This window comes from Methyloglobulus morosus KoM1, assembly GCF_000496735.2.
Lineage (GTDB): Bacteria > Pseudomonadota > Gammaproteobacteria > Methylococcales > Methylomonadaceae > Methyloglobulus > Methyloglobulus morosus.
This window is the reverse complement of record NZ_AYLO01000044.1, coordinates 32,615-55,270: the sequence shown is the minus strand read 5'-3', so window position 1 is coordinate 55,270 and position 22,656 is coordinate 32,615. Positions and strand designations below refer to the sequence as shown.

Genomic DNA, 22,656 nt, shown 5'->3' with positions numbered 1-22,656 from the left:
TTAACCTTAGGTTCAAATTAAATAAAAGTATATTTTGTTTGTTACCAGATACAACTTTTTTTAGTTCGTTGGGGTGAACATGTGAACCCCAATAACACTAATCAATCGCCCAACCTCCTGCAATCAACGCGTCGATAGTGGCGAAAAAATATTCAGCACCAGCCTTCTTGTCTTTAATCAACCATTTTTCGTCTAACAAATCCACTGAACGCATCGTCCCAAAGCTGCCATTGTTGTTTTTCATGTGAAGGCAACCCTCTTCCGAAATAGGCCGGCAATCCTGAAAAGCCTTGCGGGTTGCTTCCTTGAGGCCATCTGACCACGTATTACTCATGTTTGTCTCCCATCGGTTCAAGAATGCTCGTGTCTTGTTTCGTTAAAGGATAGTACAAGTTTCCATCCTACCAATTTAACGTTTGCTATCAATCTCCTCACAATAGCCTTCTCCGGCGGGAGAGGGTGATCAATGAAGCTGTATCGGTTATACCGTTATCAGGTAAACCCAATCGCCTTTTTATGCGGTGTTTTCAGGGCGCATTCGGCTTGCAAGGCGGCTATCAGTGCGTTGGCATCGCCAATCGGACGGAAACGGTGTTGCCGTTCCAGTGCTGCAAAGTCACCGGGTGTCAGGCCATCGAGCTTTTGCAAGGCGGATTGTAAGCTGGCATCCGGTATCTTTAACCCTAACGCCAAACAATAGCTGTTCAACAATTTCCAGGCTTGTTGGGGTTTGAGGGCATCGAACTTCACTTTCAGGTCAAAGCGACGTAATGAAGCAGGGTCTAAGCCATCCATCCGGTTTGTTGAAGCAATAAAAACACCGTTGTAAGTTTCCATGCAGGTCAGCATTTCGTTGACGGCAGTGATCTCCCAGGAATGTCGGCTGTTGCTGCGATTCTGTAGAAAGCTATCGACTTCATCAATCAGCAACACAGCCTTGTCTTCTTCGGCTTCCTTGAAGATACGGACAATGTTCCGTGCCGCCCACCCACATGCTCAACAGGTCAGCACCGCGTTTGACATGCAGCGGCTTTTCAAGTTGTTTCGCCAACCAGTGTGAATAAGCGGTTTTGCCCGTTCCTGGCATTCCGAACAAGCACAATCGCGCATTGCCATTGCGCTTAATCCCGTCCACAATTTGGCTAAGATCGGAATCGCAATTGATGAGGGCAGGATCGTAATACGCAGGCAAGCACATGGCGTTATCACTATTAAGCCCTGGGTGACCTTGAGCAATCAGGGTTTTATCCATTATTTGCTGTAAGGCGGTTGACAAGCGTTCGACCGAAAACTGATCTTTTAACGAACCGATGACTTGCGCGGCACGGGTGACCACGGCAGGCGCAAGGTCTTCACAAGCTGCCAGATGTTTTATCTCTTTGTCGGTCAGGATATTGCCGCAATTTTCCAGAATAATGCGCTCACGCTGAGCTTTAGGTGGTATTGGCAGTTCAATAACCCAATCAAAGCGGCGGATAAACGCCGGATCGACGCTATCGATGCTGTTGCCCAGCCAGAAGGTGGGTGCAGGATTTTCTTCCAGCAAGCGGTTCATCCAGGCTTTGCGGGTTTGCGCGGTGCTTTTCCTACCGAACAATCCGTTGCCGTCATTAAACACATCTTCCACTTCGTCAAACAGCATTACAGTCGGCGAGTTTTGGAAAAATGCCTGGGCGGTGCGGAAGGCGCGTAATCGTTGTGCGCCTTCAACCGGGTCGCCGTCCTCATCTTCACTGGCAATCTCATACAAAGGGCAAGCCAGTTGCTGCGCCAACACCCTAGCCAATTGGGTTTTGCCCGTACCCGGAGTGCCGTACAGGAATATATTTACGCCTTTCTTTTTGGTTCGCAATACCTGTTGTAGGTAGGGTTGCAGGAAATCCAGGGTATCCTTGAGATGGGGATAGTCAGCCAAGCCCAGGTGCGGCAATGGGCTTTCGATTACCATATCTCGTAACCAATCAATCGGACAGCCGTTTTCCGATATTATTTTGCAGGCAAACCCAGAAGAGAGCAAGTCCAGCATGTCTTTCAAGTCATCATGCCTACGCCTGTCCATAATCACCAAAGCTGTTTGCGACAAGGTAGAATGCATGGATAACGCTGCACGGATTTCTGATTCTGGATAGCCCAGCAGCACCGACAGTACATGGTAAACGTCGAGCGGATTGAGTTCCCGACCCAACCAGCCAGCGGCTTCATTCAGCAAGCGGTCGGTGTGTATCATTACTGCAAATGCCAGGATAGCGCATTCTATCTCTGTAAGCCCTACTTGCCTTGCCAGCAAGCGGATGTTCCCCGCCAAAGGTTGTGGCAGGCTAATTTTGGCAGCACTTTGTTCGACTTCCTTATGGCAGCGTTTCAATTGACGGAGCGCCTGCTTGGGATCGAACAGCGGTTCAGGTTTATTTTTGGGAAAATCAGGGTCTCCATGATTGAGCGCACATTCGAGCATCCGGTCGATTTCATAATCGTCCTCCTCTTCATCGAAACCAACCTGCAAAGCAAACAACCTGGCAATTTCATCATTATAGAAGTCACTCTTACGGATAAATTGACGGTGGCATTCCAACGGTATCAAAAGGCGCAATATCCATAAGCGCACGATGGGATCAATTTTGTCTTGGTTATCCAATCCAGCGTTTAATTCTTTATCAGGGGACAGTTCTTGGGGCATTCCTAAGCAGTGGCTGGCGTTAGTTTCGTTTTGTTGATTTTGGCTGGTCGGTGAATTGAGGTTGGTATCTGTAGCGACTCGTTCAAGTAAGTTGTTACAAAGCGTCAGGGCATAGGAATAAAATTTCATGAATGATTAACTCTCCATTGGATTTTTGATTAAGGGAAATGGGGTGCGGACATGTACAACCCAAACAGCCACGCTTCAAACTGGCTTTGTCCCGGTGTAACCTTTCCAATTTTGAAAATATTTTCTGTCCAAGCTAACCGCATAGAGAAAATCAAAAGTAATCAGTAACTTAAAGTATTATAAAGCGTTAGCCTGCTTATTGATGGCTTTAGGCAATGTGCGGGTGTAAGGCATTTATCAGGCTATTTCTCTGTTCACCCCAACCCGTATTATAGTGATGAATATTCAAAAAATTTGTATCCGTCTGTTTTTGTATCTTTGCCCTATCCGGCTGTGCAACCTTTAAAACATTGGACACTGACCTTCCTTTGAATCAGCGGATGTTTGTTTATAGTGGGACTAGGCTGGATTGGTCAGCATTGACAAAAAATCATGCGGCCCTCAAAAAAATTAAAGTAACACCGCCCCGTTATCCGCTGGTTGATCTCCCCCTAAGTTTCGCTTTGGATACGATTTTTTCCCGTTAGCGGTTTTTGCTGAAATTTTTCATTAACGGCATTAAGGACAAACCATAAACGGCTTAATTCACCGGCGCATAAGCAATCCAAAAATGAAGTTCCGACTTGGCTGCTTTAGATAATTATCGATGGCTTTTTTGATGAGGATACTCAAAAAACGGATGGTTTTAGCAAACCGTCACTCACTAGTCGCTGTTCAATGCAAACGCTTGAGATACCCATGTGATTACGAGGATTGCGTTGAAACACGAAACTACGGAAATGAGTTTCCCTTTAAAGCTTAAATGGACTAGTAGTCAGTCATTATAAAACAAAGCGATAGGATATATTTTTAAACCACTATGTTATAGCATAGGTCAAACGACTCCCGAGGTTTGCCCATGCCCGCCATTAAATATAAAGTGACTCTGTCTGACGACGAAATTCAGAACTTGGAAAGGCTAATACGCAAAGGGAAAAGCGCATCGCGAAGCCATACGCGGGCGCGCATTTTGTTAAAGGCCGCAGCCGGTTTCCAAGACTAAGCCATCATTGAAGCCTTGGCTGTTTCCCCGTCAATGGTCTACAAAACACGCCAGAGGTGTGTCGAGGAAGGGCCGGAGGCCGCACTGAAAGACCGCCCACGCCCCGGAAAGGCGCCAAAGCTGACGGAGAAGCAAGCCGCCCATCTGATTGCCGTGGCTTGTAGTGATGCGCCGGAAGGGCATGATCACTGGACATTACGGCTGTTAGCCGACAAAGTCGTGGAGCTGTCCTATTCCGACAGTTGTAGTTATGAAACCATCCGTCAGCTTTTAAAAAAACACCCTAAAACCCTGGCAGAAGCAGGAATGGTGCATTCCAGGGGTAAGTTCTGATTTTGTGGCCGCCATGGAGGACGTCCTGGATCTTTACGAAGAACCTTATGACCCCAAACGCCCGATGGTTTGTTTTGACGAAAGCCCCAAGCAACTTATCGCTGAAGCACGCGAGCCCATACCTGCTGAACCGGGGATACCTGCACGCTATGACACCGAATATGAACGCATGGGCGTTTGCGATTTAATGATGATCTGTGAACCGAAACGCGGCTTTCGCCAAGTGGACATCACTGATCGACGCACCAAGATTGAATTTGCCCACTGCATGAAACATATCGCAGACCTTTATCCTGATGCGATGGTCATTCGTGTGGTACTGGATAATCTTAATACGCATAAAATCGCTTCTTTATATGAAGCATTTCCGGCCGAACAGGCACGGGAATTGGCGCGAAGGTTGGAATTCCACTACACCCCAAAACATGGGAGTTGGCTGAATATCGCCGAAATCGAACTGGCTGTCTTGTCCAATATGTGCCTGTCGAAGCGAATCCCAGACAAAGAAACTCTGCGTCGTGAGGTTGAGGCAAATGTGCAGGAACGTAATTTAAAGGCCACACCGGTCAATTGGCGCTTCACCAATCAGGACGCTCGACGCAAACTGGCTCGACTCTATCCTGCGGTTTCAACATGACTGACTACTAGGTCAATCGATGCCATGTCCATCGAGATAGCTTTTTCGTTTAATGATATGAAATCAAGAATGCATCGGCATAAATATCCGCAATTGCAGCACCTTTGATAAAAGTGCGTTTTTTCATCAGGTTGACCATTTCTGGATGACCGCATAAAAAGACACGCCAGCTTTTGAGATCGGGAATTTGTGAAAACACAATGTCATTGACTCGACCAGCGGCAAAACCTTCAGGCACTTCGCTGCCCGATAAGCATGGGGTGTAATGGAAATTGGGCTTCTGTTGGGCTAACTGACGCATTTCGTCAATCCGGTACAAATCTTCCAGTTCACGGCTACCATGAAACAGATGGATGGGCCCTGAATGACCATTCGCCAAGGCATCGTTCAATATGCCTGCCAGCGGCGCCAAGCCAGTTCCAGTGCCAACGAGCAGTATTCCTTGCTCACGGCGCTCAGGGATGTAGAAGCAGTGTCCTCGTGGCTCCGAGACGGCAATGGAATCGCCGACATTGACTTCATCATGCAGCCATGTGCTGAACACACCGTCAGGCAAGCGACGAATATGGAATTCCAGCGTATTGGATACTTCCGGGATATTGGCGATGGAATAACTGCGCGTCAGGCCATCACTGCGTTGCAGGTTGACAAACTGCCCGGCATTGAATTCAAAGGCATCCTCAAATGCCATGACTAACAGGATCGTATTCCTGTTTAGCAACTTGTTAGTAATGACTGTCCCCATCCGGTAAAACTCCGACTGGTCGGGAAGCCTTATCTGCATGTCCTGTTCTGGATAACACTGGCAGGCAAGGAAATAATTCTGTTTTGTCAGGGTATTTTTCAACCCTGACTGAGCAAGCCCCGGAGGGGCGACATCACTTCGCACTAGGCAACTATGGCAGGTGCCTTTTTTGCAGGCGTAGGAAAGGTTAACATTTTCCCGTAATAAAGTATCGAGGACGGTCTCGCCAGCCTCGCACTTGTAACGGTTTTGGTCGATAGTTAAAGTAGTAGACATAGATTGCACCAGCAAGCCGCAAGGAGGGCTACGTGACCACCCTTACGGTTCACGGGGGTGTTAGCTATTTGCCCAACACATCATCACGGGCGCTTTCGGCAATGGCTGCGGCCTCGGCGATCAAATCCCCCGGTACATTCAATTCAACCAAGGTATCACCCAAATGTTTCATGACGGCATTGAAATGGTCTTCGTTTAAGCCCATAGTGACCAGTTTGGCATGGGCATTCCGCATGTCTTGTCCGGTATAGTTGTTGGGCCCACCGAACGCCATTGTAAAGAACGCCTTTTGCTTGGCGATTTGTGTGTCCATGTCGGTGTTGCCAAAAAAACGGTATACCGTGCTGTCATCCAGCACTTTGCGGTAAAAAAGTTCAACAGCAGCATTGACTGCCGGTTCACCGCCGATTCGTTCGTAAAGTGTTGTGCTCATGTGTAATCTCCCGATATATAAGTGAATTATTTAGTGCTAAAACACGCAATGACCCTACCGCAACCGAATGCTGTAGATCATGGCAGTATAATATCGAATAACTATTATTAATACAATAATAATATGTCATAAGCTGTGAATTTGGTAATATTTCACAGACTTTGACATGCTTTTACTGATACGCTCGCAATGCGACATCAATAGGAAACGACATGGCTGACCCAATCGGCTTGCGCCAACGCCAATTATTAGAACTGCTGCTAGAGCATAAAAAAGGGCTGTGCATTGATGAACTTGCCAAGTCATTGCATATATCTCGCAATGCGGTTCAGCAGCACATTTCCGTATTGGAACTGGAAGGCTATCTTCAGGCGGGCGTGCTGCACAAAACAGGCGGTCGTCCTGTGCGGCGTTACGTCCTGACCGAAGCCGGCATCAACAGCTTCCCTAAGCAATATGCCTGGTTTTCCCAACTTATGCTTTCTGACCTAAAAACCGAAATAGGTGCAGAAGCTTTTCAGCGTTATATGTCTAAGCTGGGCGAAAGCCTCTCGCAAAGTTATTTATACCGTTTTACGGGAAAATCGCCGGACGAGCGCAAGTTGGAGTTGTTAAAAATTATGGACGAATTGGGTTTTAAAACTCACAACAAGGTTGATCCTGGAAGTCCTGAACAGAATACGATCAAAGCATACAACTGTATTTTTCATGATTTAGCACAAAAGCATACTGAGATTTGTAAATTTGATATTGCCTTTATGACGGCCTTATTGGAAAAAGACATTGAGCTTTCGGAATGTATGGCAAAGGGTAGTGGCGCATGTTGCTTTAATATCATTAACAAATGACCTACCAATGGCTTATCGACACATAGGCAAGCAGTTGGGGTGAGAAAACGCAATTACATCTATACTTAAATTTTCGATGCCACCGAACAAGCCGTTATCAGTTGCGCCATAGATTTCCCTGCATACGGCCAACATCGCACCAGTAACAAGTTGCGCAGTGTGGTATCTTTATTCTGGGGACTGGCATGTGTTCTATATTAGCTCAGGCACAACTTAAAAACATCAAAGGCCGGTTAAGCGCACTTAAGGCTCAGGAGTTCTATCAAATCACCTTCCGTGGGCGGCTTTACGGATATTTGGAAACCTTACAGAAAAACCAAGACAAATGGCTTGTTTATTTAATGAAAGGACTCATCAAGGCAAGGACTGTAATGGTCGAACGCTAATGGAAACCTTGCTCAGTGGGGAATTGATTTGGGATGAAAAAAAACTGAACCAAACCTAAACTGACAGACACCCTGAAAATTCGGTAACTGTCAGGTCGGGTTTGAGCCAATACACGAGAGACCTCACCATGGCTATCGACAGCGACATAGCCGCGCTTGTCGTCACGAACCAAAGCATATCCCCCATCATATAAGGCTTGCTCAAAGGCTTTTCGGCTATCGAAGATGAACCAGCATTCTTGAAGCTGAATTATTATTTTTTCGGGATGCTTGTCGGTTCTTAACGACTTGTTCCATTCTTCCCTCGTAAAATTAAATGGATTTTTCTGATTTTTATCGATAAAGCCTTTTGGCAATTGCCAATGATGTTCAAGATAGGGCACTTTGGAAAAAGAGGATAGAAAAAGGGGCAAAGCCTTAATTCTTACCGAACTCCTTTTTAATACCCATCATTTCACGCCTTCAAGAAATGACTGTACAAATCTTCCTTGTTATATGTATAATAATCTTTTAGCTTAGTGGACTTGCCCAGGCAGTCCTGTTGTTGAAAAAAGCAGGATAAAACGGTTGCGAGTCTCCGCTACCAATAATAAGAAAGCCCCACTTTGGGGTTTTTTATTTTGGGGCTTCGGAACGGGAAGCGGATGGGCAGGTTTCACTTGCAAGTAACATCTTGCAGGTATGATTAGGGAAGAGCCGTTGGCTCTTTTTTTATGTGTGAAGATTTATGAGGAACGAATGAAGCGGGCGCCTGAGCATTTGCTCACACTGATCGAACCTATTGTGGAAGGGCTGGGCTATGAGTGCTGGGGCATTGAATATCACCCGCACCCCAGAAACGGCTTACTCAGGGTTTATATCGACAGTTCCAATGGCATACTGGTGGATGATTGTTCCAAAGTCAGCCACCAAATCAGCGGCGTGTTGGATGTGGAAGACCCGATCCAGGGCAATTACCAATTGGAAGTGTCTTCGCCCGGTGTGGACAGGCCGTTTTTTAACCTCCACCAGTTCGAACAATTTATCGGCAGCACCGTCTTGGTGAACCTGTACCAAGCCATCGGCGAACGAAAAAAAATAACCGGTGTTATTGAAAAGGTTGTAGACGAGATAATTACCCTGCGTGAAGCAGACCAGATTTTTGAAGTGCCTTTCGCAGCGATGAGCAAAGCGCGTTTGGTGCCTGACTATTTAATTGAGAAAGGAGGACGCAATGGCAAATAAAGAAATTCTATTGGTGGCCGAGGTATTTTCTAACGAAAAAGACATCGATAAAGAAATTGTCTTTGAAGCGATTGAATCAGCCTTGGAAGCAGCCACCATCAAGCGCCATAGCAACCAAATAAAAGTTCGCGTCATTATCGATAGAAAAACCGGGGATTACGTCACCTATCGCCAATGGGATGTCGTCGATGCCAACCCAGAAATAGACGGCGACGTGGAATTCCCCGCCTCGCAAATCCTATTAGAAGCCGCCCAAATGGAAGATCCAAACATCATGGTCGGCGATGTCATCCAGGAAGAAATCGAATCCGTCGATTTTGGCCGGATTGCCGCACAAACGGCTAAACAGGTCATTATCCACAAGGTGCGCGAAGCCGAACGCAGAAAAATAGTTGAAGCCTATCAAAGCCGGGTTGGCGAACTCATTACGGGCATCGTAAAACGCATAGAGAAAGGCAATGTCTATCTGGACTTGGGCGGCCATGTCGAGGCCTTTATAGCGAAAGAAGACATGATCCCGCGTGAAGCCATCCGCAATGGCGACCGAATTCGCGGCTATCTTAAAGAAGTCCGTTCGGAGGCTCGTGGCCCACAGCTTTTCATCAGCCGCACCGCACCAGAGTTGTTGATCGCACTGTTCCGCCTGGAAGTGCCGGAGGTCAATGAAGGCATGATTTCCATTATGGGGGCGGCCCGTGATCCTGGTTCCCGCGCCAAAATAGCGGTTAAAGGCAATGACCCCAGACTCGACCCTGTGGGTGCTTGCGTAGGGATGCGCGGCTCAAGAGTCCAATCCGTCACCAACGAACTGGCGGGTGAACGTATCGATATTATTCTCTGGAATCCGAGTGAAGCGCAGTTTGTCATCAATGCGATGGCACCTGCCGAAATCCAGTCCATTGTTGTGGACGAAGACAAGCACAGCATGGATCTGGCGGTAAGTTCGGAAAACCTGTCCCAAGCTATTGGACGGGGCGGCCAAAACGTACGCTTGGCGACCCAACTGACAGGCTGGGAACTCAATGTCCTGGATGCCACCAAGGCAGAAGAAAAAAGCGAAGCCGAGGGCGCTAAAATCAAGCAATTATTCGTTGAACAACTGGATGTCGATGACGATATTGCCATGATCTTGGTCGATGAAGGCTTCAATACCGTCGAAGAAATTGCCTACGTCCCGCTCAGCGAAATGCTGGCAATCGAAGGGTTCGACGAAGCCCTGGTCAACGAATTGCGTAGCCGCGCCAAAGATGCCCTGCTTATCAAGGCCATCGCCGCCGAAGAAACCATTGAATCAGCAGAGCCTGCGGATGATTTGCTGTCCATGGAAGGCATGGATAAAGACTTGGCCCATGAAATGGCAAGCCTAGGCATTTTAACTATGGAAGACTTGGCGGAACAGTCTGTTGACGACTTATTGGGTTTGACGGACATGACTGAAGACCGTGCCGGACGACTAATTATGAAAGCCCGCGAACCGTGGTTTGCTGAAACATCAGGCGAATAAAAGGAGCGAATTATGAGCGACAAAACAGTGCGTGAATTAGCCGAGGTAGTAAAAATACCTTTGGAACGGCTAATAGTACAGCTTAAAGAAGCAGGGCTTACGCTCAGCGAACCTGATGATGTCATTAGCGACGACGATCAAATGAAATTGCTGGCGCATCTGCGTAATCGGCACGGAAAACCGACAGCAGAAATTGAAAGCGCCCCTAGGCGGGTAACGCTTGAACGCCGAAAAATCATTGAAATCAAACAACCAAATGCACCTGGAAGCACACAAAAAACCATCAGCGTAGAAGTTCGTAAAAAGAAAACCTATATCAACCCTAAAGAATTGAAGGCATCCGAGCCCGAAAAGCTTGAAGTGGTCGAGGAAGTTATCCAGCCTGATCTTTCACCCCTTCCGCAGACACAAACAGTTGTTGACGAAAGTCCTGCACCTATCGAGCCGGAATCGCAGCAACCCACTTCAACAACCGACATAATTGAACCCGTAGCCGACAAACCCGTAGTTGAGCAAGCGGTCGCCCCCGAAATTGCCAAACCTGGCTTGGCTAGCGAACATGATGCTTCAGCCATAAAAACAGAGAAGAAAGTTAAGCACGAAAAACCTACGAAACTTAAGGAAGCGGAAGAACCCAAGAAAAAGCTGGACGAAAAAGAGCGGCGTCTGGAGGAATCCATCAAAAGGAATTCCGAACGGGTCAAGCAACTGGCAGAAGGCAAAAAGGAAACGCTGCACAGGAATAAACTGGATGATGACGGTCGCTCAATACCGCGACGCGGCAAAAAGAAAAAAACTTCTTCGCGTAATACCATCCAATCGGACGGCAAGCATCAATTCGAGATGCCTGTTGCCCCGATAGTCAAAGAAGTGACAATCCCGGAAGTGATTATCGTCTCCGATCTCGCCCAAAAAATGAGCGTAAAAGCCGCACTAGTTATCAAACAACTGATGAAGCTGGGCATTATGGCGACCATCAACCAAAGCATAGACCAGGAAACGGCCGCTATCTTGGTGGAGGAAATGGGGCATAAGGCCGTCATGCAAAATGAAGACGACTTTGAGCAAGAACTGCTTGCCGAAGCCCAACAGGAAGACAACCGTGCAGCCGTACCAAGGGCACCGATTGTGACCATCATGGGCCATGTGGACCACGGCAAGACTTCCCTGCTTGATTACATCCGTAAAACCCGTGTTGCCGCAGGCGAAGCGGGCGGCATTACACAGCATATCGGCGCGTATCAGGTCAAGACCGACCACGGCTCGGTGACCTTTCTCGACACCCCAGGCCATGCCGCATTCACCGCAATGCGCGCACGGGGGGCGGATGTCACGGACGTAGTCATCGTCGTAGTTGCGGCAGACGATGGCGTGATGCCGCAAACCAAAGAAGCCGTCGATCACGCCCGTGCCGCGAATGTGCCGATTATCGTCGCCATCAACAAAATCGACAAGGCCGATGCCAATCCTGAAAAAGTCATGCAGGAACTAGCCAACATCAATGTCATCCCCGAAGAGTGGGGGGGCGATGTCCAATTCCTTAAAATCTCCGCCAAAACCGGGGAAGGTATTGATGACCTGATCGAAGCATTGGTTGTACAAACCGAAATCCTGGAACTGAAAGCCCCTATTGAAGGCGCGGCTTCCGGTATTGTCATCGAATCCCGCTTGGACAAAGGCCGAGGTGCGGTGGCAACGATTTTGATCCAGAAAGGCACGTTGGAAAATGGCCAAATGGTCTTGTGCGGACATGAATTTGGTCGGGTTCGCGCCATGTTCAATGAAAATGGCAAAACCATCAAAGAAGCCGGCCCATGCGTTCCAGTAGAAATCCTCGGCTTGTCTGGAACGCCCTTTGCTGGCGATGAATTCCTGGTCGTACAAAACGAGCGTATCGCCAAAGACTTGGCTAAACACCGCGAAGACCGCAAGCGTTTCAGCAAACATGCCGCCCAAAGCGCATCCAAACTGGATGAAGTTTTCTCCAGGATGACGGCTGGTGAAATCGCGAGCGTCAACCTCGTCCTCAAAACCGATGTCCAAGGCAGCTTGGAAGCCTTACGGGGCTCCTTGGTTGACCTATCCACCGAAGAAGTGGAAGTTAAGGTTGTTTATGGCGGCGTTGGTGGCATCAACGAAGGTGACGTTAATTTGGCATTAGCTTCAAATGCCATTTTAATGGGCTTCAATGTCAGGGCGGACGCGACGGCTCGCCGCTTGATCGAAGAAAAAGGCGTAGACCTGCATTATTACAGCATCATTTACGAAGCCATTGATGAAGTCAAAAAATCCATCAGCGGCATGATGGCACCTGAAATCAGGGAACAAATTGTCGGCCTTGCCGAAGTCCGTGATGTCTTCAAATCACCCAAGTTTGGTGCGATTGCGGGCTGTATGGTCGTAGACGGCTATGTCAAGCGCAACCTGCCCATCCGCGTATTGCGGGAAAACGTGGTGATTTATGAAGGCCAATTAGAATCCTTGCGACGTTTCAAAGACGATGTGGCCGAAGTTAAAATGGGCATGGATTGTGGCATCGGCGTAAAGAATTACAATGATGTCAAGATAGGTGACCAAATCGAAGTCTTTGAACGCACCGAAGTCAAACGGGTGTTGTAAGGATATGCCGAAAGAATTTGGCCGTAGCGCAAGGGTGTCTTCGCAGATGCAGAAAGAGCTTGCGCTCATACTGCAACGCGATATTGATGATTCCAGGTTGGGGTTTATCACCATCAATGAAGTTGTGTTAAGCAAGGACTTGGCATCTGCCAAGATTTATTTTACCGTGCTGAATTCTGATGAGCAGGGCAAAAAGAGCCATGTTAAGCGGCTGAACGAAATGTCCCCCCTCATCCGGCATCTATTGGCAAAAAAAATGCAGTTGCGGCACATTTCCGAATTGAAGTTCTTTTACGATGATTCATTCGACACGGGGATGCGAGTCGCAGAGTTGCTCAGTAACGCGAACAAGGCGGCAACACCGGAAAAAGACGAGAACGATACCCTATGAAAACCAGCTACGCCAAACGCAATATCCACGGTATATTGCTGCTGGATAAGCGCTTGGGAGTCTCGTCAAACAGGGCTTTACAGGAAGTAAAACGATTGTTCAATGCCAATAAGGCCGGACATACTGGCAGCTTGGACCCGTTGGCGACGGGCTTATTGCCCATTTGTTTTGGTGAAGCCACAAAAGTCTCCGGGATGATGCTGGATGACGACAAACGCTATCAAGTCACTGTCCTGCTAGGCATCAAGACCGATACGGGCGACCTGGAAGGCAACATTGTTGAAACCCATGCCATACCTGAATTTTCCGTTGAAACGATACGGGCTATCCTGGCAAAATTTACAGGCGAAATCGACCAAATTCCGCCCATGTATTCGGCATTAAAGCAGAACGGTAAAAAACTCTATGAATTGGCAAGGGACGGCATTACCGTCGAACGGAAGGCCAGGCACATTACGATTTTTGAATTGACGTTATTGGCTTTCCAAAAAGATAGCCTGGCGCTTGAGGTACATTGCTCAAAAGGCACATACATACGCTCTCTCGCCGAGGATATTGGCCAAGAACTGGGTTGCGGCGCAACTGTCCAGGCATTACGCAGGACACAAGCCGGGCGATTCCATATTGGACAAACCAATACACTGGAGCAATTACAAGCATTGGACGATGAACAATTACTGGCCACGCTTATTAATGTTGATGCGCCGCTACAAACCATGCCGGCTGTCTATTTAAACGACCAACAAGCTACGGCCATCAAATACGGGCAATTACTGGACTTGAATGAAAGCTTGCTGGGTTCAGTCCGCATGTATGCTACGACTGAGTTTTTAGGCTTGGGGGAAATGCGTTTGGATGGTAAACTAGCGCCGAAAAAACTGTTCAACCTGAACATTTAATGCCAATCATGATAGTAATGATTGTCAACTAAACTCAAGCCATTGCTACACCCTATCGTGGAAATGGTTTGTTACTGGCACTTGCTGTTTTTCTAAATTCAATCGAGTGCTTTATTTTTTATTAATCTTAATAGGGATTACTAGATGTCATTTACCGCAGAACAAAAAAAAGCCGTTGTCGAACAATACCGCCTGTCTGAAACCGACACGGGCTCACCCGAAGTGCAAGTAGCCTTGCTGACAGCGCATATTTTGCAATTAACGCCGCACTTTGCCGAACATAAAAAAGACAACCATTCCCGTCGCGGATTGTTGCGGATGGTCAACCAACGCCGTAAGCTGCTGGATTACCTAAAAAACAAAGATATTAACCGTTACCGCTCCTTGATTGAGCGTCTTGGTTTACGTAAATAACCCATACCTGGAACGACCTGTTTGCTTTAGTTGTTACGCCCCGCAAACAGGTCGTTTACGATTCACTCCTTTGCAGTGAAATCCCTCCATTCAATCTTTAGCACATAAGGAATCTTATAGTGAATCCAGTCAGGAAACAATTTCAGTACGGTGACCGTACCGTCACCCTAGAAACAGGGGAAATAGCCCGCCAAGCCGATGGTGCCATCATTATTGATGTGGAAGGCACGACGCTGTTGGTGACGGTGGTCGGCAAAAAAGAACCCAGCGGCGGCGATTTTTTTCCACTCACCGTCAACTACATGGAAAAAGCCTACGCGGCGGGAAAGATACCGGGCGGCTTTTTTAAGCGCGAAGGCCGTCCCAGCGAGCAGGAAACCCTCATTTCCCGCCTGATTGACCGTCCCATCCGCCCGCTTTTCCCCGAAGGCTACACCAACGAAATCCAGATTGTCGCCACCGTGATGTCCTTAAACCCAGCAGTGGACACCGAAGTGCCGGCATTAATTGGGGCATCCGCCGCCTTGGCGGTTTCTGGATTGCCGTTTAACGGCCCGATAGGTGCGGCCTGCGTCGGTTATAAAGACGGCGAATACCTGCTTAACCCCTCCTCTGCCATGCTCAAGGAATCGCAATTAAACCTCGTGGTTGCGGGTACCGCCCAAGCGGTCCTGATGGTTGAATCTGAAGCCGCAGGCTTATCCGAAGAAATCATGTTAGGTTCAGTCTTGTTCGGGCATGAACAAATGCAGGTTGCCATTAACGCGATCAATGAATTTGCCCAAGCTGCAGGTACGGGCAAAATTGAATGGTCGGCTACAGCCGCCAACACCGAACTTGAAAAGCAAGTGGCCAGCCACGTCGAAGCCGACATCAAAGCCGCTTACCAAATCCCCGAAAAACTGGTCCGGCAAGACAAACTCAAAGGAATCAGGGCAGCGGTCGTAGAAAAACTGACTGCTACGGGTGAATATGCCGAAAAAGATATTCGCACCATCATTGAAAACCTGGAATACAAAATCGTCCGCAACGCCATTCTCAATGACAACAAGCGCATAGACGGCCGTGCCCTGGATTCTATCCGCCCTATTTCCATCCGTACTGGCGTACTGCCCAGGACACATGGTTCCGCCCTGTTTACGCGCGGTGAAACCCAGGCAATTGTCGTTGCTACGTTGGGTACCCAACGCGATGCGCAGATCATTGATGCATTGGCTGGCGAATTTAAAGAACCTTTCATGTTGCACTACAATTTCCCTCCGTACAGTGTGGGCGAAACCGGCATGGTCGGATCGCCAAAACGTCGTGAAATCGGGCATGGCCGATTAGCCAAACGTGGCGTACTCGCCGTATTACCGAATATGGAAGAATTCCCCTATGTGCTGCGAGTGGTTTCCGAAATCACAGAATCCAACGGCTCAAGCTCGATGGCTTCCGTGTGCGGCACCAGCCTTGCCTTAATGGATGCGGGTGTCCCCATCAAAACCCCCGTAGCGGGCATTGCCATGGGGCTTATCAAAGAGGGCGACAAATTTGCCGTGCTGTCCGACATTATGGGTGATGAAGACCATCTGGGTGACATGGATTTTAAAGTCGCCGGTTCAGCGGACGGTATCACTGCCCTGCAAATGGACATCAAAATTGACGGTATCACCGCAGAAATCATGAAAACCGCGTTAAGCCAAGCCAAGACAGGCCGTTTGCATATCCTGGGTGAAATGAATAAGGCATTGTCCGCTACCCGCGACCAGATGTCAGACTTTGCGCCCCGTATCATCAGCTTCAAGATTGACCCCGCCAAAATCCGCGAAGTCATCGGCAAAGGTGGCGCGACAATTCGTGGCATTACCGAGCAAACCGGTGCCAGCATCGACCTCACCGACGATGGCGTAGTCAAAATCGCTTCCGTCGATAAAGCCGCAGGCGAAGAGGCCCGTCGGTTGATCGAAGAAATCACCGATGAAGTCGAAGTCGGAAAAATTTACGAAGGCAAGGTCGCAAGGCTCATGGACTTCGGTGCATTCGTCACCATACTGCCCGGCAAAGATGGCCTCGTGCATATTTCCCAAATATCGGATGATCACGTAGACAAAGTCAGCGATAAGCTCAGTGAAGGCGATATTGTCAGGGTTAAAGTCCTTGAAATAGACCGTCAAGGCCGTGTCAGATTGAGCATGAAAGAAGTTGATAAAAGCTAAACCTTCAACCTGCTTTTCAATAGTAATGAAAAAGAGCCTAACGGCTCTTTTTTTGTCTTTTTATCCTATCCAAAGCGCCGCTCTCCAGCGATTCCAATAGCAAATTGATTATAGTCAACCCATTAACCGATGCCGCCATTCAGCAACCCGTTCTTTCAAGGCCGTTACATTGACGGTAGTCAGTTGTCGCTGTTTTAGCAGTCGTTTCCCTGCCACCCAGACATCGGTGACTTGCTGCCGGCTTGCGGCGTAAACAATTTGCGAAACCGGGCAGTATAAGGGTTGTGTTTCCAGATGATCGAGGTCGATGGCGATAGCATCGGCGGATTTGCCGATCGTTAAAGAGCCCGTTTCCTGCTCCAAGCCCAACGCCTTCGCACCGTTGATGGTCGCCATCCGCAGGGCCGTCATCGCGGGTACGCTGCTCGCGTCTTGGGCAACGGCTTTGGCAAGCAATGCCGCAGACCGCATTTCACCCATCATATCCAGGTCATTGTTGCTGGCTGCACCGTCAGTCCCTAAGGCGACATTGATTCCTGCATTTAGGCACTGGGCAATTGGGCAAAAACCACTCGCCAGCTTTAAGTTGGATTCGGGGCAGTGGACGATATGGGCCCCCGATTCGGCAACTAAACTGATTTCCTCGGCCGTCAATTGGGTCATGTGGACGGCGATAAAGGACGGCGTGAGCAAGCCAAGGCTATGCAATCGCTGTAAAGGCCGTTGCCCGGTATTGGCTTGCGCCTGTTCGACTTCATGCAAGGTTTCATGGACGTGCATATTGATGGGTATTTCCAGTTCGTCTGCCAATGTCCTGATTTTTTGCAAGGGATCGTCGGAAACCGTGTAAGGCGCGTGAGGCGCAAACGATGTCGTAATAAGCGGTTGATGGCGCAATTGGTCGTGTATTTCAAGACCTTTAGCAATATAAGCCGCGCTGTTTTCGGCCCAAACCGTGGGAAAATCGACCACGACCATGCCCACACAAGCACGTATGCCATGCTGTACGGCTTGTTGGGCGGTCACGTCCGGGTAAAAATACATGTCATTGAAACAAGTCGTCCCGCCCAATAACATTTCGGCTATCGCCAAATCAGTACCGTCGCGAACAAACGCCTCGCCCATCCATTTTTGTTCCAACGGCCAGATATGGTTTTGTAACCAGTCCATCAAGGGCAGGTCGTCGGCTATGCCGCGCATTAACGTCATCGCGGCATGGGTATGGCAATTGATAAAACCAGGCAGCAGGGCGTGTGTGCTGAGGTTTTCAGTCGTTATGCCTTGGTACTTCAACTTGGCGACATCCGTGGGTATTAAGTCAATAACTCGGCCTTTATCGATGGCCAAGCTATGGTATTCATAGGTTACGGATTCCGGTTCAACGGGTATAATCCAACGGGCATGGATAAGGGTATCGACGACGATCATGATAGTTTCCAAATTTAGGTGGTCGAATTATAACTTTTTAACCTAAGTCCTACATTTAATAAAACTCAGTGATATAGACCATAATTTATAACGCCGCACTTACTCCGGCCATGACTCCTGGATTTCGGCAATCCCTACCGAGATGACGAGTTGTGCGACACTTACGTTTTCATGGCAAAAGCTTTTGAATTTATAGCGATTTCAATAAACAAATGACGACAAGACAACAACAATCCGCTGTCCTGGCCCTACAATGGACGGGACATAGCCTGAGAGTCCTGGATCAGCGGCAGTTACCTGACACAATTAATTATGATGAATACACCGATGCTCAAGGCGTTGCCCAGGCCATCGCCTCCATGCGCGTACGGGGCGCGCCTGCGATAGGGATTGCCGCCGCTTATGGCGTGGTGCTTTCAGTCAATCAACATTACTCCAAGTCCAATAGTAGTTGGCAACAGCAAGTTCAGACTGATATAACCACACTCGCAAACTCCAGGCCGACGGCGGTCAATCTCTTTTGGGCCTTAACCCAGATGAAATCCGTTTTGGACGGACAAAGCGACGATCCCCTACCCACCATTCTTGCTTGTGCGAAAAAAATCCATGCCGATGATATTGCCGCCAATTATAAGATGGGGGAACTGGGGGCCGATGTCCTGGCAAATGCCACAGGCATCCTCACGCATTGCAATACCGGAGCACTGGCAACGGGCGGTTACGGAACGGCATTAGGTGTCATTAGGACCGTCTATGCTCGGAATCCCATCAAAATCTATGCAGGAGAAACCCGACCCTGGCTGCAAGGCCAACGCTTAACGGTCTGGGAATTGGCACAAGACGAAATTCCAGTGACGCTTATCGCCGATTCCGCCGCTGCCTGGCTGATGAAATCAGGTGCCATCGACTGGGTAGTGGTGGGTGCCGACCGCATCGCGCTGAATGGGGATGTCGCCAACAAAATCGGCACGTATTCCCTGGCCGTATTGGCAAAACAGCACGATGTTAAGGTGATGGTGGTTGCGCCGACATCGACCATCGATGGTGCAATAGAAAACGGTGATCAGATAGAAATCGAACAACGCCAACAAAGCGAACTGTTACCTGATTGTTATACCGATAATACTTATGTCAGCGCATGGAATCCGGTTTTTGATGTCACGCCAGCGGGATTGATTTCAGCGATTGTGACGGAGCGGGGGGTTGCGTTTAATCCTGGTGTTAATGGCGTGGTCGGATTGATAGAAGCCTGACGATCATTTTGGTTTGATGGAATTTGTACCGCATTGCCCCATTTTAGCTTAACCACACTAATAACTCAGGCTAGAGCGAACAACAATACGGGTTGCATGGCGTGCAGGCCAATAGGAAGCCAGAAATACCAATAGATTGACAAGCCCCAACCAGATCCACACCGCCAGCGATGAAAAGGTAAAGTCTAGCTGTATACCCAGCATGATTTCACCCAATTTCCGGGACAGCGGTTCAGCCACGCAATACGCGATAGGAACGCTCAATAGCCAAGCCATAAGGCCATGAAAAAAACCTTCCAGCATAAACAGCTTAAAAACCGCCCCGGTGCTTGCCCCTATCGCACGTAACACACCTATCTCACGCGTACGTTGTAAAACGCCGATAGCCAGGATGCCGGACAGCCCGATTGCACCTACAGCAGCGATTAATGCCGCAAGCCCCAACAACATGCTGGTGATGGGGCGGAATTGATTCTTGGCGTACTGCCGTTGCTCCAGTTTGGCAATCGTGGTGTAAACATCCAGCTTTATGCCCTGCCCCTGAAAGGTTTCTTTTAAGGCATCGGCGTAAGCTTTCTCTTCAGACAAGGAGTTAATCGTTGCCGAAACCAGGGCAAACGAACAGTTTTGTCTGCTCTGGGTCATCGTTTGCACGGCGCTTAAAGGTACGTAAACGGGCTCGACGGCATAACCGGAACCTGCAAACCAGCGATACAATCCGATAACGTGCCATTCAGTGTTGGGTTGCCCCAAAAGGCTCACCTTAATTCCGTCGCCAACTGCAATGCCGTTTAATTCGGCTGTTTCCGCATTCAGTACCAACACTTTTTGTGCATTGTCCGTATTTGCAAACCAGCGTCCGGCGACGATCAGCGGTCGGTACATCGTCGTGTCCGCAGGCAAAGCAACGATTTGTGCGCCTAAGCTGCCCGATTGACGCAGCAAATGGCCATTATGCGCCAGTTCGGCAGGCATCCTGTCCCAAAACTCCACCCCGGTTGTTTGCGGAATGGTTCGAACCAGGCCTTCAACTTCAGCCATAGGCTGATCGACACTAAACCCCAAACGCACCGCATAACGGCTACGCGCCAACTCGTTATCCAATGTCAGGTTGACGGATTCCAGCAGGCTCATTATCACGATAAACAGGACTCCGGCAATGACCAGCACACTCTGCGTCCACAACAAACGCGCTTTACGGCGAAACAGGTTGCCCAATGAGACGGCATAAAGCGTCGGTAACGTATTGAATATTTTTGCTTCTAACCATCTGTCGAATCGGTTGCTGGTAAAATCAGCACCCAGTCCGTAACTGGCGATAGCCTGACGGACCGGCATGAATGCACCCCGCCCTATCGGCCACAACGACGCCAGAAAGGGCGCAAGCAGGCCACCTGCAATCATCAGCCACAGGGTGCGGGATGAATATTCAAACCCATTCATCTCAATATTAAACAAGTCCAATAACCAGCGGCTGCTAAAAAACGCAGCCCATATACTCAGGGGCGCGGCCAAGGTTAGCGCAAGCAATGCCAAGATCAACACGACACTCAGGTAAATACGTGCAATAGTCGAACGCCGCGCACCCATTGCTTTCATGATGCCAATCTGGTCAGTCTGTTGGGTAATCAATGCGGCGATAGTGTTCAGGATCAACACCGAACATAAGGCCAGTGAAGCCCATGCCATGATAGTCAAAATAAGATTAATGCCGGAGAAAAACGGCCTGCCCCAATGTTGATTAGGGTCTTGCAGTAACGTAGCGTTAACCCCTATTGCTAGCGTATTTAATTTTGTGCGGATTTCACCCGCAACCAGACGTGCCTTTTCCTTATCATAAGGCGGTGTTATCCGTACCAATAATTGTCGGAACGTGTTGGGTTTGATGCCAAAAGCAGCCGCTGTTTCGGGTGAAACGAAAAAATGCAATTGGCCGCCGAAAGGCGGTGGCTTGACAAAGGGATGGCGAATAATCCCATCGACCGTAAATGCTTCCGACCCTGAGACAGTTTCAAGCGTAATTTCCTCACCCAACTTAAGACCGGCGAATTTGGCCGACAAGCGTTCCACGGCCAATGCTTTGCCGTGCGGCCAATGGCCTGACAGCAAGGACAATAAATCATATTTCTGCGCCTGATAATCTGGCCGGAATATTGCCGTACCCGTTTGCCATTTCGGATTTTTCGATGTTTTATAACGTACAGTAAATTGGGTTTGCGTATCGACATTGTCGACACCATTAATCCCCCGTATTGGGCCTGCGACAGCAAAATCGGCATCGTTTTTGAGGATTAAATTAATGTGCGAAGGCTGCGATAAGCGATGTGATGCATCCATCTTACTCAGTTGTAAGTCAATCATCCCTAATAGGGTACCCACCACGAATATGCCTATTGCTATACTGGAGACGGCAAGTAAAGTGCGGGATTTGTGGGCAAGCAGGTCTGCCTTGACTTTATGCCAATAACGGTTCAAGGATGATGTCCGGTCATGGCGTTTCTTGATCGTCCTGCCGATCATAATGGATACGCCCAGAATGAATGGCAATGCGGCGTGATGCAGATTCTGCCAAGCCTTCATTATGGGTAACCATCACCAACGTCTTGCCTTGCCGGTTGAGCCGTGAAAATAACGCAAAGACGGCATCAGCCGTTTCCGCATCCAGGTTGCCCGTGGGTTCATCGGCGACAATCAATTGTGGATCGTTAGCCAACGCCCGAGCAATCGCGGCGCGTTGTTGTTGCCCGCCTGAAACTTGGCTGGGCAATTGCTGTGCTTGATCGGACAAGCCCACTAGATCCAGCAAATACCTTGCCCGTTCCACACGTTGTCGCCTAGATTTTTTTGCCGCGAAATCCATTGGCAGGATGATATTTTGCAATAAATTTAATGACGGCAGTAACTGAAAAAACTGGAACACAATACCGACATTAGCACCCCGCCATAGGGATAATTGTTCTTCGTTCAGCTGATGCAAAGAACTACCGCAGACAGTCACCTCGCCCTGGCTAGGTCGGTCAATGCCCGTCAACAAATTCAACAACGTCGATTTTCCGTTGCCGGACGGCCCTACGATAGCGACAAATTCACCTGCGCCAATATCCAACGAAATGTCGAACAAAACGGGCTGGCTGAGTTGTCCATTAACGTATGCCTTGTAGACATTTTTGAGCTTGATGATAGGCGGCATGGGCAGGATAAATCAGGAAAATAATAATGT

Annotated in this window: 18 protein-coding genes and 2 pseudogenes; 12 read left to right on the top strand and 8 right to left on the bottom strand. The window is 48.7% G+C overall.

Translation table 11 applies throughout. The features are described 5' to 3' along the window. Positions 1-97 precede the first annotated feature (97 nt). Both MGMO_RS06240 and MGMO_RS20520 read right to left on the bottom strand, forming a co-directional pair. Complete coding sequence (locus tag MGMO_RS06240) at positions 98-334, bottom strand: hypothetical protein (RefSeq protein WP_023494193.1); 237 nt, start codon at positions 332-334, stop codon at positions 98-100. 158 nt (positions 335-492) lie between these two features. Beyond that, positions 493-1,948: pseudogene (locus tag MGMO_RS20520) on the bottom strand (AAA family ATPase). 1,238 nt (positions 1,949-3,186) lie between these two features. Here MGMO_RS20520 and MGMO_RS21075 point away from each other — a divergent pair. Both MGMO_RS21075 and MGMO_RS18920 read left to right on the top strand, forming a co-directional pair. Further along, positions 3,187-3,333 (top strand): YceK/YidQ family lipoprotein, encoded by a 147-nt coding sequence (locus tag MGMO_RS21075; protein ID WP_161808468.1) that lies wholly within the window; start codon positions 3,187-3,189, stop codon positions 3,331-3,333. Between the two features lie 371 nt (positions 3,334-3,704). Next, a pseudogene (locus tag MGMO_RS18920) lies at positions 3,705-4,818 on the top strand (IS630 family transposase). A 49-nt stretch (positions 4,819-4,867) separates the two neighbouring features. Here the strand turns inward: MGMO_RS18920 and MGMO_RS06215 are convergent. Beyond that, the gene (locus MGMO_RS06215) at positions 4,868-5,839 is read right to left on the bottom strand and encodes an FAD-binding oxidoreductase (protein ID WP_023494187.1); all 972 of its coding nucleotides are present in this window, start codon (positions 5,837-5,839) and stop codon (positions 4,868-4,870) included. Between the two features lie 64 nt (positions 5,840-5,903). After that, positions 5,904-6,272 carry a group I truncated hemoglobin gene (locus MGMO_RS06210; RefSeq protein WP_023494186.1) on the bottom strand — a complete coding sequence of 123 codons (369 nt, stop codon included), beginning with the start codon at positions 6,270-6,272 and terminating at the stop codon, positions 5,904-5,906. Positions 6,273-6,484: 212 nt separating this feature from the next. Here MGMO_RS06210 and MGMO_RS06205 point away from each other — a divergent pair, with 212 nt between their 5' ends. After that, positions 6,485-7,120 (top strand): helix-turn-helix transcriptional regulator, encoded by a 636-nt coding sequence (locus MGMO_RS06205; RefSeq protein WP_023494185.1) that lies wholly within the window; start codon positions 6,485-6,487, stop codon positions 7,118-7,120. A 185-nt stretch (positions 7,121-7,305) separates the two neighbouring features. Further along, positions 7,306-7,506 carry a hypothetical protein gene (locus MGMO_RS06200; protein WP_023494184.1) on the top strand — a complete coding sequence of 67 codons (201 nt, stop codon included), beginning with the start codon at positions 7,306-7,308 and terminating at the stop codon, positions 7,504-7,506. On the opposite strand, the gene MGMO_RS06195 is transcribed toward MGMO_RS06200, so the two are convergent. After that, positions 7,503-7,889 carry a hypothetical protein gene (locus tag MGMO_RS06195; protein ID WP_023494183.1) on the bottom strand — a complete coding sequence of 129 codons (387 nt, stop codon included), beginning with the start codon at positions 7,887-7,889 and terminating at the stop codon, positions 7,503-7,505. The genes MGMO_RS06200 and MGMO_RS06195 overlap by 4 nt on opposite strands. 355 nt (positions 7,890-8,244) lie before the next feature. On the opposite strand from MGMO_RS06195, the gene rimP reads away from it, so the two are divergent. The 7 genes from rimP to pnp all read left to right on the top strand — a co-directional run bounded on the left by rimP (position 8,245) and on the right by pnp (position 16,755). Further along, on the top strand, positions 8,245-8,730 hold the full coding sequence (gene rimP, locus MGMO_RS06190) for a ribosome maturation factor RimP (RefSeq protein ID WP_023494182.1): 486 nt from the start codon (positions 8,245-8,247) through the stop codon (positions 8,728-8,730). Beyond that, complete coding sequence (gene nusA, locus MGMO_RS06185) at positions 8,720-10,234, top strand: transcription termination factor NusA (RefSeq protein ID WP_023494181.1); 1,515 nt, start codon at positions 8,720-8,722, stop codon at positions 10,232-10,234. The genes rimP and nusA overlap by 11 nt, the downstream gene beginning before the upstream one ends. 12 nt (positions 10,235-10,246) lie before the next feature. Then, entirely contained in the window at positions 10,247-12,853 is a 2,607-nt protein-coding gene (gene infB, locus MGMO_RS06180) for a translation initiation factor IF-2 (protein WP_023494180.1), read from the top strand. A 4-nt stretch (positions 12,854-12,857) separates the two neighbouring features. After that, complete coding sequence (rbfA, locus tag MGMO_RS06175) at positions 12,858-13,244, top strand: 30S ribosome-binding factor RbfA (RefSeq protein WP_023494179.1); 387 nt, start codon at positions 12,858-12,860, stop codon at positions 13,242-13,244. Next, complete coding sequence (gene truB / locus MGMO_RS06170; RefSeq protein WP_023494178.1) at positions 13,241-14,143, top strand: tRNA pseudouridine(55) synthase TruB; 903 nt, start codon at positions 13,241-13,243, stop codon at positions 14,141-14,143. Before rbfA ends, truB begins: the two co-directional genes overlap by 4 nt. A 144-nt stretch (positions 14,144-14,287) precedes the next feature. Further along, on the top strand, positions 14,288-14,557 hold the full coding sequence (gene rpsO, locus MGMO_RS06165; protein WP_023494177.1) for a 30S ribosomal protein S15: 270 nt from the start codon (positions 14,288-14,290) through the stop codon (positions 14,555-14,557). 119 nt (positions 14,558-14,676) lie between these two features. Next, complete coding sequence (gene pnp / locus MGMO_RS06160; protein WP_023494176.1) at positions 14,677-16,755, top strand: polyribonucleotide nucleotidyltransferase; 2,079 nt, start codon at positions 14,677-14,679, stop codon at positions 16,753-16,755. A gap of 114 nt (positions 16,756-16,869) precedes the next feature. Here pnp and MGMO_RS06155 read toward each other — a convergent pair whose 3' ends face one another. Then, a complete protein-coding gene (locus MGMO_RS06155; protein ID WP_036307118.1) occupies positions 16,870-18,180 on the bottom strand; it encodes a TRZ/ATZ family hydrolase in 1,311 nt (436 codons plus the stop codon). Positions 18,181-18,395: 215 nt separating this feature from the next. On the opposite strand from MGMO_RS06155, the gene mtnA reads away from it, so the two are divergent. Continuing rightward, positions 18,396-19,436, top strand: a complete 1,041-nt coding sequence (gene mtnA, locus MGMO_RS06150; protein ID WP_023494174.1) for an S-methyl-5-thioribose-1-phosphate isomerase — start codon at positions 18,396-18,398, stop codon at positions 19,434-19,436. 57 nt (positions 19,437-19,493) lie between these two features. Here the strand turns inward: mtnA and MGMO_RS06145 are convergent, their stop codons facing one another. Together MGMO_RS06145 and MGMO_RS06140 are read right to left on the bottom strand one after the other, a co-directional pair. Next, positions 19,494-22,016 (bottom strand): FtsX-like permease family protein, encoded by a 2,523-nt coding sequence (locus tag MGMO_RS06145; RefSeq protein ID WP_235557242.1) that lies wholly within the window; start codon positions 22,014-22,016, stop codon positions 19,494-19,496. After that, positions 21,925-22,626 (bottom strand): ABC transporter ATP-binding protein, encoded by a 702-nt coding sequence (locus MGMO_RS06140; protein WP_023494172.1) that lies wholly within the window; start codon positions 22,624-22,626, stop codon positions 21,925-21,927. The genes MGMO_RS06145 and MGMO_RS06140 overlap by 92 nt, the downstream gene beginning before the upstream one ends. Between the last annotated feature and the right edge of the window lie 30 nt (positions 22,627-22,656).